A 15,347-nucleotide genomic window follows, 5' to 3' on the forward strand; every position below is an offset into this window, starting at 1 on the left:
CGTAAAGGCGGCAACCCTTGCATTGTCAGGTGCTCGGGGCGTCCTTCGCGGAAACGCCCGAAAGCCCCTTGGCCGCGCCCGCGTCGTGGCCCGCGGTCGGGGCGTCCGGCGCCTGCCATCCGCCGCCCACGGCCTTGTAGAGCGCGACCAGGCTGGTGTACGAGGCGGTCTCGGCCTCGGCCACCGCATCCTGCGCGCGCAGCAGCGTGCGCTGCGCATCGAGCACCGACAGGTAGGGCGCGGCGCCTTCGCGGTAGCGCACCTCGGCCAGCTCGGCCGCGCGCGCGCTCTGTTCCGAGGCCAGCACCAGGCTTTGCAGCCGCTGCTGGTTCTGGCCGTAGCCGGTGAGCGCGTTCTCCACGTCCTCGATGGCGCGCAGCACGGTCTGCTCGTAGGCCGCGCGCTCGCCCTGCGCGCGCGCCTGCGCGCCGCGCAGTTGCGCGCGCACCGAGCCCAGCCGCAGCGCGGGCCAGCTCAGGCCCGGCGTGAGGCTGAAGGCGCGGCTCGACCCGCTGCCCAGGTCCGAGCCGCGCAGCGCGATGAAGCCGAGGAAGCCACCGATGTCGAGCCGCGGGTACAGCGCGGCCGTGGCCGCGCCCACGTCGGCCGTGCTCGCTGCCAGGCCGCGCTCGGCGCGCAGCACGTCGGGCCGGCGGCGCAGCAGGTCGCCGAGGTCGCCCACCGGCAGCCGCTTGGCGAGCAGCCGCAGCGGGCGCGGCGCGAGCATCGGCTCGAGCTCGGCCGGCTGCAGTGCCGCGAGCACCGCCACGCGATGCGCGGCCTGGCGGCGCGCGGTCTCGAACAGCGGCAGCTGGGCCTCGGTGCTCGCGAGGTTGGCGCGCGCGCTCGCGAGGTCGCCCGCGAGGCCGCGGCCGATGCCGACCTGGGCCTCGGTCACGCGCAGGCTGTCGCGCAGGCTCTGCAGCGTGCGCTGCGTCACCGCGAGCCGCTGCTCGGCACCGCGCATCTCGTAGTAGTTGCGCGCGAGCTCGGCCACCACCACGATGCGCGCCTGCTCGAGGTCGGCGGCCTGGGCCTCGGCGCGCGCGCTGGCGGCCTCGTCGAGCCGGCGCAGGCGGCCGAACAGGTCGATCTCCCAGCCGGCGTCGAAGCCCAGGCGGCTGCTCTCGGCCAGCGTGCGGGCCTCGGCCGGCACGCCGTTGCCTTGCGCGATGCCGCGGGTCTTGCTCGCACCCATCGTCACGGTGGGCCAGCGGTCGAGCTCGGCCTCGTCCTGCACGGCGCGGGCTTCGAGCAGCCGCGCCTGCGCGATGCGGATGTCGTGGTTGGCGGCCAGCGCGCGCTCGATCAGCGCGTCGAGCTGCGCATCCTCGAGCTGGCGCCACCAGTCGCGCTGCACCGCGTCGGGCGCGAACAGGTGGCGCTCGGGCGCGGCGATCGTCACCGGCGAGGTCTCGGGTGCCGCGTAGCGCGGGCCGACCGCGCAGCCGGCCAGCAGCAGTGCCGTGGCCAGCGTCGACAGGGAAAGGGTCAAGGCCTTCATGGTCGTTCTCCCGTGCTTCATGCGTGACTGCCCGCGGTGGCCGGTGTCGCCGGGCCGTCCTCGAGCGCCGCGAGCTCCGCCGCGCGCTTCGATTGCCCCGCGGCGCGGTGGTCGCGCGCGAGCAGCGTGTACATCGTGGGCAGCACGAACAGCGTGAACAGCGTGCCCACCAGCATGCCGACCACGATCACCAGCCCGATGCTGAAGCGGCTGTTGGCGCCCGCGCCGCTCGCGAACAGCAGCGGCACCAGGCCCACCACCATCGCGGCCGTGGTCATCAGGATCGGCCGCAGGCGGATGCGCGCGGCCTCCTCGATCGAGGCGCGGCGGTCGAAGCCCTTGCGCGTCTGGATCTCGTTGGCGAACTCCACCATCAGGATGCCGTGCTTGCTGATCAGCCCGATCAGCGTCACCAGCCCGATCTGGGTGTAGATGTTGATGGTCGCGAAGCCCAGCGCCAGCGGCACCAGCGCGCCGCAGATCGACATCGGCACGCTGACCAGGATGATCAGCGGGTCGCGCAGGCTCTCGTACTGCGCGGCCAGCACCAGGTAGATCACGACGATCGCGAACACGAAGGCCAGCACCAGCGCCGAGCCCTCCTGCGTGAACTGGCGCGCGTCGGATTGCCAGTCGTAGCTGAAGCCGGCCGGCAGCTTCTTCGCCTCGGCGCTCAGGAAGGCCACCGCGTCGCCCATGGTCACGCCGGGCATCGGAATGGCCTGGAAGGTGGCGGCGTTGAGCTGGTTGAACTGCGTGAGCTTGTTCGGGCCCACGCTGGTCGACAGCTGCACCAGGTTGGCCAGCGGCACCGGCTGGCCGCTCGCGCTCTTCACGAAGTAGCGCGACAGCGCCTCGGCCGTCAGCCGCTGCTCGCGCGGCGTCTGCGGGATCACGTCGTAGGAGCGGCCGTCCATGCCGAAGCGGTTGACGTAGTTCTCGCCCACCAGCACGGCCAGCGTGTCGCCGATGGACTTCATGGTCACGCCCAGGCTGTTGGCCTTGGCGCGGTCCACGCGCACCTCGACCACCGGGTTGTTGAACTCGAGGTCGCTGTCGACCACGGCGAACTTGCCGCTCTCGCGTGCCGCCTTCTTGAGCGCCTCCATGGCCTCGAACACGCTGCGGTGGTCGCCCGGGCTGCGGATCACCATCTGCACCGGCAGCCCGCCGGTGGAGCCCGGCAGCGAGGGCAGCTGGAAGGCGAAGATGTTGCTGCCTTCCACCGCGCCCATGCTTCCTTGCACCTCGTGCTGGATCTGGTCGGCGTTGCGCTGGCGGTCCTTCCAGTCGGACAGCTGCACGCCGCCGATCGAGTTCGACACGCCGTCCGAGCCGTTGATCAGCCAGCGGCCGGTGTTCTCGGGCAGCGCGGCGAACACGTCGTCCCACTTCTTGCCGAACTTCTCGACGTAGTCGATGTTGGCGTGCTGCGGCGACTTGATCGCGGTCAGCACCATGGCCTGGTCCTCGCCGGGCGCGAGCTCGCGCTGCGCGGCGTTGTAGAGGAAGGGCAGGCTCGCGAGCACCACCGCGGCCAGCGCACCCGTCACCCAGCGGTGGCGCAGCGACACGTCGAGCACGCGGCCGTAGCCGGTGGCCAGGCGGTGGAAGAAGCCCTCGGCCAGCCGCGCCATGCGCGTGCCGGTGGCGTCCTGCGGCAGCAGGAAGGAGCTCATCACCGGCGACAGCGTGAGCGCGATCACGCCCGACACCACCACCGCGCCCGCGAGCGTGAAGGCGAACTCCTTGAACAGCGAGCCGGTGAGCCCGCCCATCAGGCCGATCGGCGCGTAGACCGCGGCCAGCGTGAGCGTCATCGCGATCACCGGGCCGGCCACTTCGCGCGCGCCGATCAGCGCCGCCTGCACGCGCGACTTGCCTTCCTCGATGTGGCGGTGCACGTTCTCCACCACCACGATCGCGTCGTCCACCACCAGCCCGATCGCCAGCACCATCGCCAGCAGGGTGAGCAGGTTGATCGAGAAGCCGAACAGCAGCATCAGCGCCGCGGCGCCCAGCATCGACAGCGGAATGGTCACCACCGGGATCAGCACCGCGCGTACCGAGCCCAGGCACAGGAAGATCACCAGCACCACGATCACCACCGCCTCGAGCAGCGTGTGGCGCACCTCGTCGATCGAGGCCTCGATGAAGCGCGCGAGCTCGAACGGCAGCTGCACCTCCACGCCCGCGGGCAGGTTTTGCTTGATGCCGGGCAGCAGTTCGCGGATGCGCTTCACGATCACCAGCGGATTGCCGTTGGGCGCGGCCTGCAGGCCGAGGTAGATGGCCTTGTCGCCGTCCATCATCGCGCTGACGTCGGCGCTCGCCGCGCCCAGCTCGACCGTCGCCACGTCGCCCAGGCGCACCAGCGCATCGCCGTCGCGCTTGATCACCATGTCGCGGAACTCGGCCACGTTCACCAGGTCGGTGTTGACGCGGATGTTCGACACCACGTACAGGCCCTTGACCTGGCCCGGCGCCGCCTGCACGTTGTTCTGGCGCAGCGCGTCGGCCAGCTCGCCGGCCGAGATGCCGCGCGCGGCCATGCGGTTGGCGTCGAGCCACACGCGCATCGCCAGCGTCTGGCCGCCCGAGACCTCCACGCCCGACACGCCCTCGATCGACGCGAACTGCGGCTGCACCACGCGCGAGAGGTAGTCGGTGAGCGCCGGCATGCCCATGGTCTTGCTCGAGAAGCCCACGTAGGCCACGGCCGTGGCCTCGCCCGAGGACTTGAGGATCACCGGGTCGAAGGCCTCCTGCGGCAGCCGGTACTTGACCTGGCTCACCTGCGCCATCGCCTGCGTGAGCGCCTGGTTGGCGTCGGCGTTGAGCTTCATGCGCACGGTGATCACGCTGCGGCCCAGCGTGGAGGAGGACGACAGGTAGTCGACGTTCTCGATCGTGGCCACCGCCTGCGCGATCGGCTGCGTGACGAAGCCCTGCATCAGCTCGGGCGAGGCGCCCGGGTACTGGGTGGTGATGGTCAGCGTGGTGCTCTCGGTCAGCGGGTACTGGCGCACCGGCAGCGAGCCGAGGGCACGCGCACCCAGCAGCAGGATCAGCGTGCTCACCACCAGCGCCAGCACGGGCCGGCGCACGAACAGGTCGGTGAACCTCATGACTTGCGCTCCCGCACGGCCAGCGTGTCCTTGTCCATCGGCTGCACCGCGGCGCCGCCGTACAGGCGCAGTTGGCCCGAGGTCACGACGCGCTCGCCGGCCTGCAGGCCCTTCTCGATCACCACCTGGCCGTCCTGCCGGTCGCCGGCCGTCACGAACAACTGCTGCACCACGAAGCCCTCGCCCTTGTCGGCCGGGCGCACCACGTAGACCGAGTCGCCGTGCGTGCTGTAGGTGATCGCGGTCTCGGGCACGGTGATGGCGTCGGCGCGCGGCGGCAGCGCCACGCGCGCGCTCACGTACATGCCGGGCGCGAGCGCGCCGTCGGCGTTGTCGATCGCGGCCTGCAGCCGCACGGTGCGCGTGTCGCTGCCGATCTGCGGCTCGATCGCGCTGAGCCGGGCCTGGAAGGCGCGGCCGGGCCAGGCGTCGACGTTGAGCAGCACCTGCTGGTTGCGCTGGAGCGCGGGCAGGGCGGCCTCGGGCAGGGTGATGGTCGCGAGCAGCGTGCGGGCGTCGGTCAGCGAGACCAGTGCATCGCCGGCACGCACGAACTGCCCGAGGTTGACCTTGCGCAGGCCCAGCCGGCCGTCGAAGGGCACCACGATGCGCTTCTGGGCGATCTGCGCCTGCACCCGCCGCAGCTCGCCGCTGGCCTGGTCGTAGCCGGCCTGCGCCTGGTCGAGCTGCTCCTGCGTGGCGGCCTGCTGCGGCAGCAGCCGGCGCGTGCGCTCGAGCAATGCCTTCGCATTGGCGCGCTGCGCCTGCAGCCGTTCGAGGTCGCCCTGCTCGGGTGCGTCGTTGAGCTGCACCAGCAACTGGCCCGCGCGCACCTCGGCACCCGCGGTGAAGAGGATCTTCGCGATCCGCCCCTCCACCTCGGCCGGCACCTCGACCTGCCGGTTCGCCTCCAGCGTGCCGATGCCGCTGAGGAAGCGCGGCAGTTCGGTCTGCCGCGCCGCGGCCACCGCCACTTGCGCCGGCGGCATGCCGCCGCCACCGCCGCCGTCGGCCGCTCTGGATTTCGCCACGAGGCCATAGCCGGCCCCTCCCACCACCACTGCCGCGAAGCCGGCACCGAGCCAGGCCCTTGATCGTGCGTTCATGATCATACCGTTATTAATCAAAGAGAGTGCTTGGATTATTGGCGGGCTCGTGGCGGCCTGTCGAATAAAGGAAAGCAATGCCCCCGATGAAGGCGGGCTATCCGGGTCGTGTCGCGCATCTGGAATCTCCGAAGGTCGCGCGGCACATGCCGCTGCAGCGAAGACGGGCGATGGGGAGGGTTTGTGACGCGCGCGATTCACCGGTCCGGCGGCCGTGCATTGCGCGCGGGGCCGGGGGCCGATGTACATTGCGGCCTGCTCAAAAATCTTTCAGCATGGCCACCAAGTCCCGAAAAAAGCCCGCGGCCGTCACCGAGGACGAGGTCTTCGACATCGCTGCCGAGCTGTTCCGGGCCATGGCCGCGCCCATGCGGCTGAAGATCGTCAGCCTGCTGTGCAACGGCGAGAAGAACGTGAGCGAGCTGCTGGCCGAGATCGACACCACGCAGCCCAACATGTCGCAGCACCTCAACACCCTCTACCAGGCGGGCGTGCTCGCGCGGCGCCGCGAAGGCGTGAGCATCTACTACAGCATCGCGAACGAGACCGTGGTGGCGCTGTGCCGCAGCATCTGCGTGCAGATCGCCATCGAGCAGGCCTGAGGCCCGTGGCGGGCCGCCGCCCTCAGGGCTTCAGGTAGACGTAGCCTTCCTGCGCCTGCAGCCGCGCCACCTCGGCCACGCCCGAGGGCACCACCTTCGCTTCCATCAGCAGCCGGCCCGCGTCGATGTTGCGCGTGCTCAGCGTGTTGTTGCAGACGTCGAACACCACGCCGCGCGCGGCCAGGGCGCTCACCGGGCCGCTGAACTCGCGGCCCTTGCTGTCCTTCGCGTCGCTCAGCAGGAAGTCGATGCCGGGGCCGTGCGTCACCACCACGATCTTCGCCTTCGGGTCGGCGTTGAGGTGGTTCGTGATGTTGGCGAGGATGGCCGCGCTGGTCTCGACGCCGGTGTTGACGTGATAGACCGCCTTGACCGCCTGCTGCGCGCCGGCGAACGACGCCGCGATGGCCAGAAGGAACGCGATGAATGCCTGTCTCATGGGGAAACCCTCGGTTGTTGTTGTGGACCTCAAAATATCATCTTCTACTTATATTTACAGCCGGGCAAGTCCGGGGTCGCGCGGCGATGCATCGCGCGACGATGAAAAAAAGAGAGACGCCACGATGTTCCCGCTCCTTCTTCGCGCGCTTCTTCGCACGCTGTGGCCGCTGGCCTTCGGCCTCTTCGTGGCGAGCGCGGGTGCCGCGCCCGACATCGCGCCGCGCGCCGTCGCACCCGATGTCTACTACGTGCAGGGCGTGCCGGCACTGGGCTCGGCCGAGAACCAGAACTTCATCTCGAACGCGGGCTTCTTCGTCACGCGCGACAGCGTGGTGCTGATCGATGCGCTCGGTTCGCCGGCCGCGGCCGAGCGGCTGGTGCGGGAGATCCGACGCATCACGCCCAAGCCGATCAGCCACGTGATCCTCACGCACTACCACGCCGACCACATCTACGGCCTGCAGGTGTTCAAGGCGCTGGGCGCGCAGGTGATCGCCCATGCGCTGGCCAGGACCTACCTGTACTCCGACGCGGCGCGGCTGCGCCTCGAGGCCTCGCGCAAGGACCTCGCGCCATGGATCGACGACAGCACGCGGCTGGTGCCGGCCGATGTCTGGCTCGAGGGCCGCACCGAGATGACCATCGGCGGCACGCGCTTCGTGATCCAGCCCGCGGGCCCGGCCCACACGCCCGAGGACCTCGCGATCTACCTGCCGCAACAGCAGGTGCTGTTCTCGGGCGACGTGGTGTTCCGCAACCGCATTCCCTACGTGGGCACGGCCGACAGCCGCCACTGGATCGCGGCGCTCGATGCGCTGCTCGCGCTCGATGCGCGCACCATCGTGCCGGGCCACGGGCCGGCCTCCTCCGATCCGAAGCAGGACCTGCAGCTCACGCGCGACTACCTCGTGTTCCTGCGCGAGGCCATGCGCAAGGCCGCGGCCGACATGACGCCCTTCGAGGAAGCCTATGCGGCCACCGACTGGTCGCGCTATGAAGCCATGCCGCTGTTCAAGGCCGCGAACCGCATGAACGCCTACAACACCTACCTGTTGATGGAGCAGGAGACGCGATGAACGCGCGCGGCCCCACGCGGCGCGGCGCCCTCGCTGGCATCGCGCTGTCGTGCGCCTGGCCCGTGGCGAATGCCGCCGAGTCGGCGCTGCCCGCGCCCGACTCTCTGGCCGATGCGCTCGCCAATGCGCTCGCGCGTTCGCAGCCTTTGGTTGTGATGGCCAGCCTGCGCGGCTGTCCCTTCTGCCGCATCGTGCGCGAGCACTACCTGATGCCCGAGCTGGCGACGGGCCTGCCCGTGGTGCAGATCGACCTGCGCGACCGCCGCATCGTGCGCGACTTCGACGGCGCGCCGCGCACGCACGAGGCCCTGCTCGCGGCCTGGGGCATCGCGGTCGCGCCCACGCTGCTGTTCTTCGGCCGCGGCGCGCGCGAGGTCGCCGAGCGGCTCGCGGGCGGGGCCTCGGATTTCTACGGTGCCTACCTCGAGCAGCGGCTGAACCAGGCCCGTACAGCCGTGCGCGCGTGATCGCGAGCTAGCGTTATGCATGAGCGTGCCGAGCGGGTTTCCCCCAGGCACGAAGCCCTTCCCATCGACGCGCGGACTCCTAAAATCAATACATAACGATTTACTTATTTAACGATGAAACTGGCAGCTTCGATGCGAGTTTCGAGGAGACGAAATTGAAGTTGTTGCCGTCGCTCGCGGTCGCCGCCGCATTGCTGATCTGCGCCCAGGCGCATGCGAGCAAGGAGCTGGCCCAGAAGAACGCCTGCCTCGCCTGCCACGCGACCGACAAGAAGCTCGTGGGTCCGGCCTACCAGGACGTCGCGAAGAAGTACGCGGGCCAGTCCGATGCGCTGGCCGTGCTCACCGCGAGCATCCAGAAGGGCAGCAGCGGCAAGTGGGGGCCGGTGCCGATGCCGGGCCAGCCCGCGCTGAGCGAGGCCGATGCGAAGTCGCTGGCCGCCTGGGTGCTGGGCGGCGCCAAGTAGGCAGTTGCGAAGGCCTGCGATGAGCAACATCCAGCAGCCCGGCCAGGTGCGCAAGGCGCCCGAGAACTTCGTCGACGCGCAGGGCGTGCGCACCGTGTTCTCGGAAGCGCGCAAGGGCCGGCGCGATTTCATCCGCGGCGCCTTCGCGGCCGCCGTCGCGGGCGGCGCGGCAACGGCGGCGCTCGCGCAGGCCGATGGCGATCCGGCGATCCTCCAGCTGCCAGCGCACAGCACCGGCCTCGGCCAGCCCGTGGTCACCGACGGCTACGGCAAGCCCTCGAAGTACGAGGCCAACGTGCAGCGCCGCCAGAGCCCCGGCCTCACGCCGACCGCGCAGGCCTCGGTCTCGTTCGCGCCGCTGCAGTCGCTGTTCGGCATCGTCACGCCCAGCGGCCTGCACTTCGAGCGCCATCACCAGGGCTGGTGGGACATCGATCCTTCGAAGCACCGCCTGATGATCAACGGCCTCGTGAAGGCCGCCAAGGTTTTCACGCTCGACGAGCTGATGCGGCTGCCCTCGGTGTCGCGCTTCCACTTCATCGAATGCGGCGCCAACACCGGCATGGAATGGGGCAACGTCGCCGTGCCCACCGCGCAGTACACGCACGGCATGCTCTCGTGCAGCGAGTTCACGGGCGTGCCGTTGATCACGCTGCTCGAGATGGCCGGCGCCGACCTCAAGGGCGAGCGCTTCGTATTGGCCGAGGGCGCCGACGGCTCCTCGATGACGCGCACCATCCCGATGAGCCTGGTGCGCTCGGGCGAGGTGCTGGTGGCCTACGGCCAGAACGGCGAGATGCTGCGGCCCGAGCAGGGCTACCCGCTGCGCCTGGTGGTGCCGGGCGTGCAGGGCGTGAGCTGGGTCAAGTACCTGCGCCGCATCGAGCTCGGCGACATGCCCTACGGCACCAAGGACGAGACGGTGCACTACGTCGACCTGATGCCCGACGGCCAGCACCGCCAGTACACCAGCGTGCAGGAATGCAAGAGCGTGGTGACCACGCCCTCGGGCGGGCAGATGCTGCTGGACAAGGGCTTCTACAACATCACCGGCCTCGCCTGGTCGGGGCGCGGCAAGGTGAAGCGCGTCGACGTCAGCGTGGACGGCGGGCGCAACTGGCGCAGCGCGCGGCTCGAGTCGCCGGTGCTCTCGAAGTGCCTCACGCGCTTCAACATCGACTGGGTGTGGGACGGCTCGCCGGCCATCATCCAGAGTCGTGCGATGGACGACACCGGCTACGTGCAGCCCGGCTACCGCCAGCTGCGCGCGGTGCGCGGCACGCGCTCGATCTATCACAACAACGCGATCCAGTCCTGGCAGGTGCAGGCGAGCGGGGAGGTGGCGAATGTCCAGCTCGGCTAGCCGCATCGTGCTGCGCGCGCTGCTGGCGCTCGCGGGCTGCGGCGTCTGCATCGCCACCTGGGCGCAGCCGAAGGCCGCCTACCCGGGCATCGGGCGCGACGCCACGCCGAAGGAAGTGGCGGCCTGGGACATCGACGTGCGCCCCGACTTCAAGGGCCTGCCCAAGGGCTCGGGCTCGGTCGCGCGCGGCCAGGACCTGTGGGAGAGCAAGTGCGCCTCGTGCCATGGCGTGTTCGGCGAATCGAACCAGGTGTTCAGCCCCATCATCGGCGGCACCACGGCCGAGGACATCAAGACCGGCCACGTCGCGCGGCTCAAGGACCCGGCCTTTCCGGGCCGCACCACGCTGATGAAGGTGGCGAGCCTCTCGACCGTCTGGGACTACGTCTACCGCGCCATGCCCTGGAACCAGCCCAAGTCGCTGACGCCCGACGACGTGTTCGCCGTCACCGCCTACATGCTGAACCTCGGCGGCATCGTGCCCGACGACTTCACGCTGTCGGACCGCAACATCCGCGAGGTGCAGGCGCGCATGCCGAACCGCGACGGCACCACCACCGCGCACGCGATGTGGCCCGGCAACGAGTTCGGCCGCGCGGCGAAACCCGACGTGGCGGCGGTCGCCTGCATGCGCGACTGCGTGCCGGCCACGCAGACCGTGTCGCAGCTGCCGCCGCATGCGCGCGGCAGCCACGGCAACCTCGCCGAGCAGAACCGGCTGGTGGGCCCGCAGCGCGGCATCGACACCGCGCCGGCCGCGAAGGCCGGTGCCCCCGCCGCGGCGGCACCGGCCTCCAAGGCCCCGCTGGCCGTGCTCGAGAAGAACAGCTGCGTTGCCTGCCACGGCATGACGCAGAAGCTCGTCGGCCCCGCCTTCTCCGACATCGCGAAGAAATACCCGGGTCAGGTCGACCACCTGCTCGAGAAGATCAAGAGCGGCGGCAGCGGCGTATGGGGTGCGATCCCGATGCCGCCGCAGACCATCGGCGACGACGATGCCAGGGCCATCGCGCGCTGGCTCGCCGAAAGCGCCGGGCCATGACGCGGCAGCCACGCACCCGGCCCACCATCGATTCGACAGGAGACAAGCCATGAAGAACCGCAGACAGATCCTCCAGCAGTCCGCCGCGCTCGCGGGCCTCGCCGCCACCGGCGCCTGGCTGCCGGCCAGCGCGCTGGCCTACACCAAGGAAGCCTTCGAGGCCAAGAGCGTGGCCGACGCGCTCAAGGCCGTGGGCGCGGGCACGCCCACCGAGAGCAAGGAGGTCACGATCACCGGCCCCGACATCGCCGAGAACGGCGCCGTGGTGCCGCTCAGTGTCGCGACCTCGCTGGCCGGCGTGAAGCAGCTGATGCTGCTGGTCGAGAAGAACCCGAACGCGGTGGTCGCGATCTTCAACACCTCGGAGTTCGTCGAGCCGAACTTCACCACGCGCGCCAAGCTGGGCCAGTCCTCCGACGTGTACGCGATCGCCGTCATGAACGACGGCAAGGCGCTGTTCGCGAAGAAGGAAGTCAAGGTCACGCTGGGCGGCTGCGGCGGCTGACGCGCGCGCCGACCCCCACGAAGAAACAACGAGAGAAGGAGACCCACCATGGCAGATCCCATGCGCATCCGCGCCCAGGCCGCGGGCGACAAGACGACCGTCCGCATCCTGATGGCGCACGAGATGGAAACCGGCCAGCGCAAGGACGCCGCCGGCAAGACCATCCCGGCCTGGTTCATCCAGGAGGTCACGGCCTCGCTCAACGGCAAGACCGTGCTCACGGCCGACTGGGGCCCCGCGGTCTCGAAGAACCCGTTCATGCAGTTCACGCTCAAGGGCGCGAAGGCGGGCGACAAGATCTCGGTGACCTGGAAGGACAACCGCGGCGACACCCGCACCGACGAAGCCACCGTCAGCTAGGCGGCCGCCATGCGCAAGATCCCACTCCCGTGCCTGCTGCTGCTGGCGGGCAGCCTGTCGCTGCACGCCGCCGCGCAGAAGACCACCGCCGAAGGCATCGCCGAGTACCGCGCGCTGCTGCAGGACGGCAACCCGGCCGAGCTGTTCGAGGCCAAGGGCGAAGACCTCTGGAAGCAGAAGCGCGGGCCCAAGGGTGCCTCGCTCGAGAAGTGCGACCTCGGCAAGGGCCCGGGCGTGGTCAAGGGCGCGTTCGCCGAGCTGCCGCGCCACTTCGCCGACACCGGCCGCGTGCAGGACATGGAGTCGCGCCTGCTGACCTGCATGCAGACCCTGCAGGGCTTCGATGCCGCCGAGATCGCGAAGACGCCGTTCGGCAGCGGCGAGCAGAAGAACCTCGAGGCGCTGGTGGCCTGGATCTCGGCCGAGTCGAAGGGCATGGCGCTGAACCTGCCGCAGTCGCATGCGAGCGAGCGCCGCGCCTACGAGGTGGGCAAGCGCCTGTTCTTCCTGCGCGCCGGACCGCACGACTTCGCCTGCGCCACCTGCCATGGCGCCGACGACAAGCGCATCCGGCTGCAGGACCTGCCGAACCTCACGAAGAGCCCCGGCGCCGGCGACGGCTTCGGTGCCTGGCCGGCCTACCGCGTGTCCTCGGGCGAGCTCTGGGGCATGCAGCGGCGGCTCAACGACTGCTTTCGCCAGCAGCGCTTTCCCTACCCGGGCTATGCCAGCGACGCGACCATCGCGCTGGCCGTGTACATGGGCGTCAACGGCAAGGGCGTGAAGACCACGGCCCCGGCCATCAAGCGCTGAAGGAACGCGACATGAATGCCGACCACATCCTGGGCGCCGTCGCGGCCGCCTGCGCGCTGGCCCTGTTCGGCTGCGCGAGCGCCGACAGCGCCGCCGACATCGACCGCTACACCGCCGAGGCCCTGAAGAGCTCGTTCCGCGACCAGGGCATCGCCAAGGTCGACCGCCTCGTGCAGGACCCGGCCAACCGCGCCTGCAGCGAGGCCGACGCCAGCGGCAAGCCGCTCGACGAGAAGACCGCCAAGGAGATCGAGGCGGCCAACATGAAGACCATCCGCTGGCCCGCCGACGGCAGGTTCGTCGGCGACTGGCGCGAGGGCGAGAAGATCGCGCAGAACGGACGCGGCCTGACCTGGACCGACGCGGCTGCCTCCGCCAAGGGGCCGGCCAACGGCGGCAACTGCTACAACTGCCACCAGATGTCGAAGGAGGAGATCTCCTTCGGCACCCTCGGTCCCAGCCTCTACCAGTACGGCAAGCTGCGCGGCGTGAGCGACCCGGCGGCCGCGGCCTCGAAGCCGATCGTCGAGTACACCTGGGGCAAGCTCTGGAACGCGCGCGCCTACAACGCCTGCTCGAACATGCCGCGCGTCGGCCACTCGGGCATCCTCGACGAAGCGCAGATCCGCGACGTGATGGGGCTGCTGCTCGATCCGAAGTCGCCGGTCAACCGATAGACGCAGAGGGCCCGCCGCTTCCATGAACCTTTCCAAGCGCGAGTTCCTGCAACTGCTGGGTGCCGGCAGCGTGGCCGGCCTGGGCCTGGGGCGCCACGACGGCGCCGGCGCGGCCGGTGCCGTCGATGCGATGTACGCGCTGCCGCGCTTCGGCAACGTGTCGCTGCTGCACATGACCGACTGCCATGCGCAGCTCAAGCCGCTGTACTTCCGCGAGCCCAGCGTGAACATCGGCCTGGGCAGCATGCGCGGCAAGGTGCCGCACCTGGTCGGCGAGCAGCTGCTCAAGGCCGCGGGCGTGGCACCGGGCACGCGCGTGGCGCATGCGCTCACGCACCTCGACTTCGACCGCGCGGCGCAGCGCTACGGCAAGGTCGGCGGCTTCGCGCACCTCGCTACCCTGGTCAAGCAGCTCAAGGCCAGCCGGCCCGGCGCGCTGCTGCTCGACGGCGGCGACACCTGGCAGGGCTCGGCCACCTCGCTGTGGACCCAGGCGCAGGACATGGTCGATGCCTGCAAGCTGCTCGGCGTCGACGTGATGACCGGGCACTGGGAGTTCACCTACGGCATGGAGCGCGTGAAGGAGATCATCGAGAAGGACTTTGCGGGCCGCGTCGAGTTCGTCGCGCAGAACGTCAAGACCGCCGACTTCGGCGACCCGGTCTTCAAGCCCTACGTCATGCGCGAGATCAACGGCGTGCCCTGCGCCATCGTGGGCCAGGCCTTTCCCTACACGCCGATCGCCAACCCGCGCTACATGGTGGCCGACTGGACCTTCGGCATCCAGGACGACAACCTGCAGCGCGTGGTGGACGAGGCGCGTGCCAAGGGCGCGCAGGTGGTGGTCGTGCTCTCGCACAACGGCATGGACGTGGATCTCAAGATGGCCAGCCGCGTGCGCGGCGTCGATGCCATCCTCGGCGGCCACACGCACGACGGCACGCCCATGCCCACGCTGGTGAGCAATGCCGGCGGCCAGACCATCGTGGTCAACGGCGGCTCCAACGGCAAGTTCCTCGGCGTGCTCGATTTCGAGGTCAAGGGCAAGAAGGTCAGCGACTTCCGCTATCGCCTGCTGCCGGTGTTCTCCGACCTGATCCCGGCCGACCGCGAGATGGACGCGCTGATCGCGCGCATCCGCGCGCCCTACGAAGCCAAGCTGTCGGAGACGCTGGCCCACACCGACGGCACGCTGTACCGGCGCGGCAACTTCAACGGCACCGGCGACCAGCTGCTGCTCGACGCGCTGATGGAGGTGCAGGACGCGCCGATCGCCTTCTCGCCGGGCTTCCGCTGGGGCACCTCGCTGCTGCCGGGCCAGCCCATCACGCGCGAATGGCTGATGGACATGACCGCCACCACCTACTCGTACGCCACCGTCACGCCGATGAGCGGCGAGATGCTCAAGACCGTGCTCGAGGACGTCTGCGACAACCTGTTCAACCCCGACCCCTACTACCAGCAGGGCGGCGACATGGTGCGCGTGGGCGGCCTGCAGTACGCCTGCGACCCGACGGCCGCGATGGGCCAGCGCATCCAGGACATGCGCCTGGACGGCAAGCCCATCGAGGCCGGCCGCACCTACAAGGTGGCGGGATGGGCGCCGGTGAGCGAGGAGGCGCGCAGCGCCGGCAACAAGCCGGTGTGGGAGGTGATCGAGCCCTGGCTGAAGTCGCGCAAGGTGGTGGCCGCGCGCGCGCCCGAGGCGCCGGTGCTGAAGAACGTCGCGCCCAATCCGGGGCTGGCCTGAGGGCCGCGGGTGGGAGCGTGGCCGCACGCCGCGCTCCCTAGAATCG

15 protein-coding genes are annotated in these 15,347 nt (G+C 70.0%); 11 read left to right on the plus strand and 4 right to left on the minus strand.

Translation table 11 applies throughout. The annotated features are described in order from the left end of the window. Positions 1 to 25: 25 nt before the first annotated feature. The 3 genes from AC1HIL_RS05860 to AC1HIL_RS05870 are packed head-to-tail and all read right to left on the minus strand — an operon-like array spanning position 26 to position 5,738. Complete coding sequence (locus tag AC1HIL_RS05860; protein ID WP_412179429.1) at positions 26 to 1,525, minus strand: efflux transporter outer membrane subunit; 1,500 nt, start codon at positions 1,523 to 1,525, stop codon at positions 26 to 28. After that, positions 1,522 to 4,632, minus strand: a complete 3,111-nt coding sequence (locus AC1HIL_RS05865) for a MexW/MexI family multidrug efflux RND transporter permease subunit (RefSeq protein WP_057593586.1) — start codon at positions 4,630 to 4,632, stop codon at positions 1,522 to 1,524. The genes AC1HIL_RS05860 and AC1HIL_RS05865 overlap by 4 nt, the downstream gene beginning before the upstream one ends. After that, positions 4,629 to 5,738, minus strand: a complete 1,110-nt coding sequence (locus tag AC1HIL_RS05870; RefSeq protein ID WP_479671361.1) for an efflux RND transporter periplasmic adaptor subunit — start codon at positions 5,736 to 5,738, stop codon at positions 4,629 to 4,631. The genes AC1HIL_RS05865 and AC1HIL_RS05870 overlap by 4 nt, the downstream gene beginning before the upstream one ends. Positions 5,739 to 6,013: 275 nt before the next feature. On the opposite strand from AC1HIL_RS05870, the gene AC1HIL_RS05875 reads away from it, so the two are divergent. Further along, positions 6,014 to 6,340 carry an ArsR/SmtB family transcription factor gene (locus AC1HIL_RS05875; protein ID WP_093355146.1) on the plus strand — a complete coding sequence of 109 codons (327 nt, stop codon included), beginning with the start codon at positions 6,014 to 6,016 and terminating at the stop codon, positions 6,338 to 6,340. 22 nt (positions 6,341 to 6,362) lie between these two features. Here AC1HIL_RS05875 and AC1HIL_RS05880 read toward each other — a convergent pair whose 3' ends face one another. Next, positions 6,363 to 6,779: a DsrE family protein gene (locus AC1HIL_RS05880; RefSeq protein WP_479671362.1), complete on the minus strand. Its 417-nt coding sequence runs from the start codon at positions 6,777 to 6,779 to the stop codon at positions 6,363 to 6,365. Between the two features lie 124 nt (positions 6,780 to 6,903). Here AC1HIL_RS05880 and AC1HIL_RS05885 point away from each other — a divergent pair, with 124 nt between their 5' ends. The 10 genes from AC1HIL_RS05885 to soxB all read left to right on the plus strand — a co-directional run bounded on the left by AC1HIL_RS05885 (position 6,904) and on the right by soxB (position 15,301). Beyond that, the gene (locus AC1HIL_RS05885) at positions 6,904 to 7,857 is read left to right on the plus strand and encodes an MBL fold metallo-hydrolase (RefSeq protein WP_479671363.1); all 954 of its coding nucleotides are present in this window, start codon (positions 6,904 to 6,906) and stop codon (positions 7,855 to 7,857) included. Further along, positions 7,854 to 8,324 carry a thioredoxin domain-containing protein gene (locus AC1HIL_RS05890; protein WP_479671364.1) on the plus strand — a complete coding sequence of 157 codons (471 nt, stop codon included), beginning with the start codon at positions 7,854 to 7,856 and terminating at the stop codon, positions 8,322 to 8,324. The genes AC1HIL_RS05885 and AC1HIL_RS05890 overlap by 4 nt, the downstream gene beginning before the upstream one ends. Before the next feature lie 164 nt (positions 8,325 to 8,488). Next, the gene (locus AC1HIL_RS05895; RefSeq protein WP_409976580.1) at positions 8,489 to 8,791 is read left to right on the plus strand and encodes a c-type cytochrome; all 303 of its coding nucleotides are present in this window, start codon (positions 8,489 to 8,491) and stop codon (positions 8,789 to 8,791) included. Between the two features lie 19 nt (positions 8,792 to 8,810). After that, the gene (gene soxC, locus AC1HIL_RS05900; protein WP_057593580.1) at positions 8,811 to 10,154 is read left to right on the plus strand and encodes a sulfite dehydrogenase; all 1,344 of its coding nucleotides are present in this window, start codon (positions 8,811 to 8,813) and stop codon (positions 10,152 to 10,154) included. Then, positions 10,138 to 11,196 (plus strand): c-type cytochrome, encoded by a 1,059-nt coding sequence (locus AC1HIL_RS05905; protein ID WP_479671365.1) that lies wholly within the window; start codon positions 10,138 to 10,140, stop codon positions 11,194 to 11,196. The genes soxC and AC1HIL_RS05905 overlap by 17 nt, the downstream gene beginning before the upstream one ends. Before the next feature lie 49 nt (positions 11,197 to 11,245). Continuing rightward, positions 11,246 to 11,701 (plus strand): thiosulfate oxidation carrier protein SoxY, encoded by a 456-nt coding sequence (gene soxY / locus AC1HIL_RS05910; RefSeq protein WP_057593578.1) that lies wholly within the window; start codon positions 11,246 to 11,248, stop codon positions 11,699 to 11,701. A 48-nt stretch (positions 11,702 to 11,749) separates the two neighbouring features. Beyond that, positions 11,750 to 12,061, plus strand: a complete 312-nt coding sequence (gene soxZ, locus AC1HIL_RS05915) for a thiosulfate oxidation carrier complex protein SoxZ (RefSeq protein WP_172705585.1) — start codon at positions 11,750 to 11,752, stop codon at positions 12,059 to 12,061. A gap of 9 nt (positions 12,062 to 12,070) precedes the next feature. Further along, positions 12,071 to 12,874, plus strand: a complete 804-nt coding sequence (gene soxA / locus AC1HIL_RS05920; RefSeq protein ID WP_057593576.1) for a sulfur oxidation c-type cytochrome SoxA — start codon at positions 12,071 to 12,073, stop codon at positions 12,872 to 12,874. An 11-nt stretch (positions 12,875 to 12,885) separates the two neighbouring features. Then, positions 12,886 to 13,551, plus strand: coding sequence for a sulfur oxidation c-type cytochrome SoxX (gene soxX / locus AC1HIL_RS05925; protein WP_057593575.1), 666 nt, complete (start codon positions 12,886 to 12,888; stop codon positions 13,549 to 13,551). Between the two features lie 22 nt (positions 13,552 to 13,573). Beyond that, positions 13,574 to 15,301 carry a thiosulfohydrolase SoxB gene (gene soxB / locus AC1HIL_RS05930; protein WP_057593574.1) on the plus strand — a complete coding sequence of 576 codons (1,728 nt, stop codon included), beginning with the start codon at positions 13,574 to 13,576 and terminating at the stop codon, positions 15,299 to 15,301. The last annotated feature ends 46 nt before the right edge of the window (positions 15,302 to 15,347 follow it).

This window comes from Variovorax sp. ISS6, from assembly GCF_056523145.1.

Excerpts from the sequence above, each read along its gene's own strand:
- AC1HIL_RS05905 (WP_479671365.1), top strand. The coding sequence starts at position 10,138 with ATGTCCAGCTCGGCTAGCCGCATCGTGCTGCGCGCGCTGCTGGCGCTC.
- AC1HIL_RS05885 (WP_479671363.1), top strand. The coding sequence starts at position 6,904 with ATGTTCCCGCTCCTTCTTCGCGCGCTTCTTCGCACGCTGTGGCCGCTG.
- soxX (WP_057593575.1), top strand. The coding sequence starts at position 12,886 with ATGAATGCCGACCACATCCTGGGCGCCGTCGCGGCCGCCTGCGCGCTG.
- AC1HIL_RS05890 (WP_479671364.1), top strand. The coding sequence starts at position 7,854 with ATGAACGCGCGCGGCCCCACGCGGCGCGGCGCCCTCGCTGGCATCGCG.
- AC1HIL_RS05870 (WP_479671361.1), bottom strand. The coding sequence starts at position 5,738 with ATGAACGCACGATCAAGGGCCTGGCTCGGTGCCGGCTTCGCGGCAGTG.
- AC1HIL_RS05875 (WP_093355146.1), top strand. The coding sequence starts at position 6,014 with ATGGCCACCAAGTCCCGAAAAAAGCCCGCGGCCGTCACCGAGGACGAG.
- AC1HIL_RS05880 (WP_479671362.1), bottom strand. The coding sequence starts at position 6,779 with ATGAGACAGGCATTCATCGCGTTCCTTCTGGCCATCGCGGCGTCGTTC.
- soxB (WP_057593574.1), top strand. The coding sequence starts at position 13,574 with ATGAACCTTTCCAAGCGCGAGTTCCTGCAACTGCTGGGTGCCGGCAGC.
- AC1HIL_RS05860 (WP_412179429.1), bottom strand. The coding sequence starts at position 1,525 with ATGAAGCACGGGAGAACGACCATGAAGGCCTTGACCCTTTCCCTGTCG.
- soxA (WP_057593576.1), top strand. The coding sequence starts at position 12,071 with ATGCGCAAGATCCCACTCCCGTGCCTGCTGCTGCTGGCGGGCAGCCTG.
- soxC (WP_057593580.1), top strand. The coding sequence starts at position 8,811 with ATGAGCAACATCCAGCAGCCCGGCCAGGTGCGCAAGGCGCCCGAGAAC.
- soxZ (WP_172705585.1), top strand. The coding sequence starts at position 11,750 with ATGGCAGATCCCATGCGCATCCGCGCCCAGGCCGCGGGCGACAAGACG.
- soxY (WP_057593578.1), top strand. The coding sequence starts at position 11,246 with ATGAAGAACCGCAGACAGATCCTCCAGCAGTCCGCCGCGCTCGCGGGC.
- AC1HIL_RS05865 (WP_057593586.1), bottom strand. The coding sequence starts at position 4,632 with ATGAGGTTCACCGACCTGTTCGTGCGCCGGCCCGTGCTGGCGCTGGTG.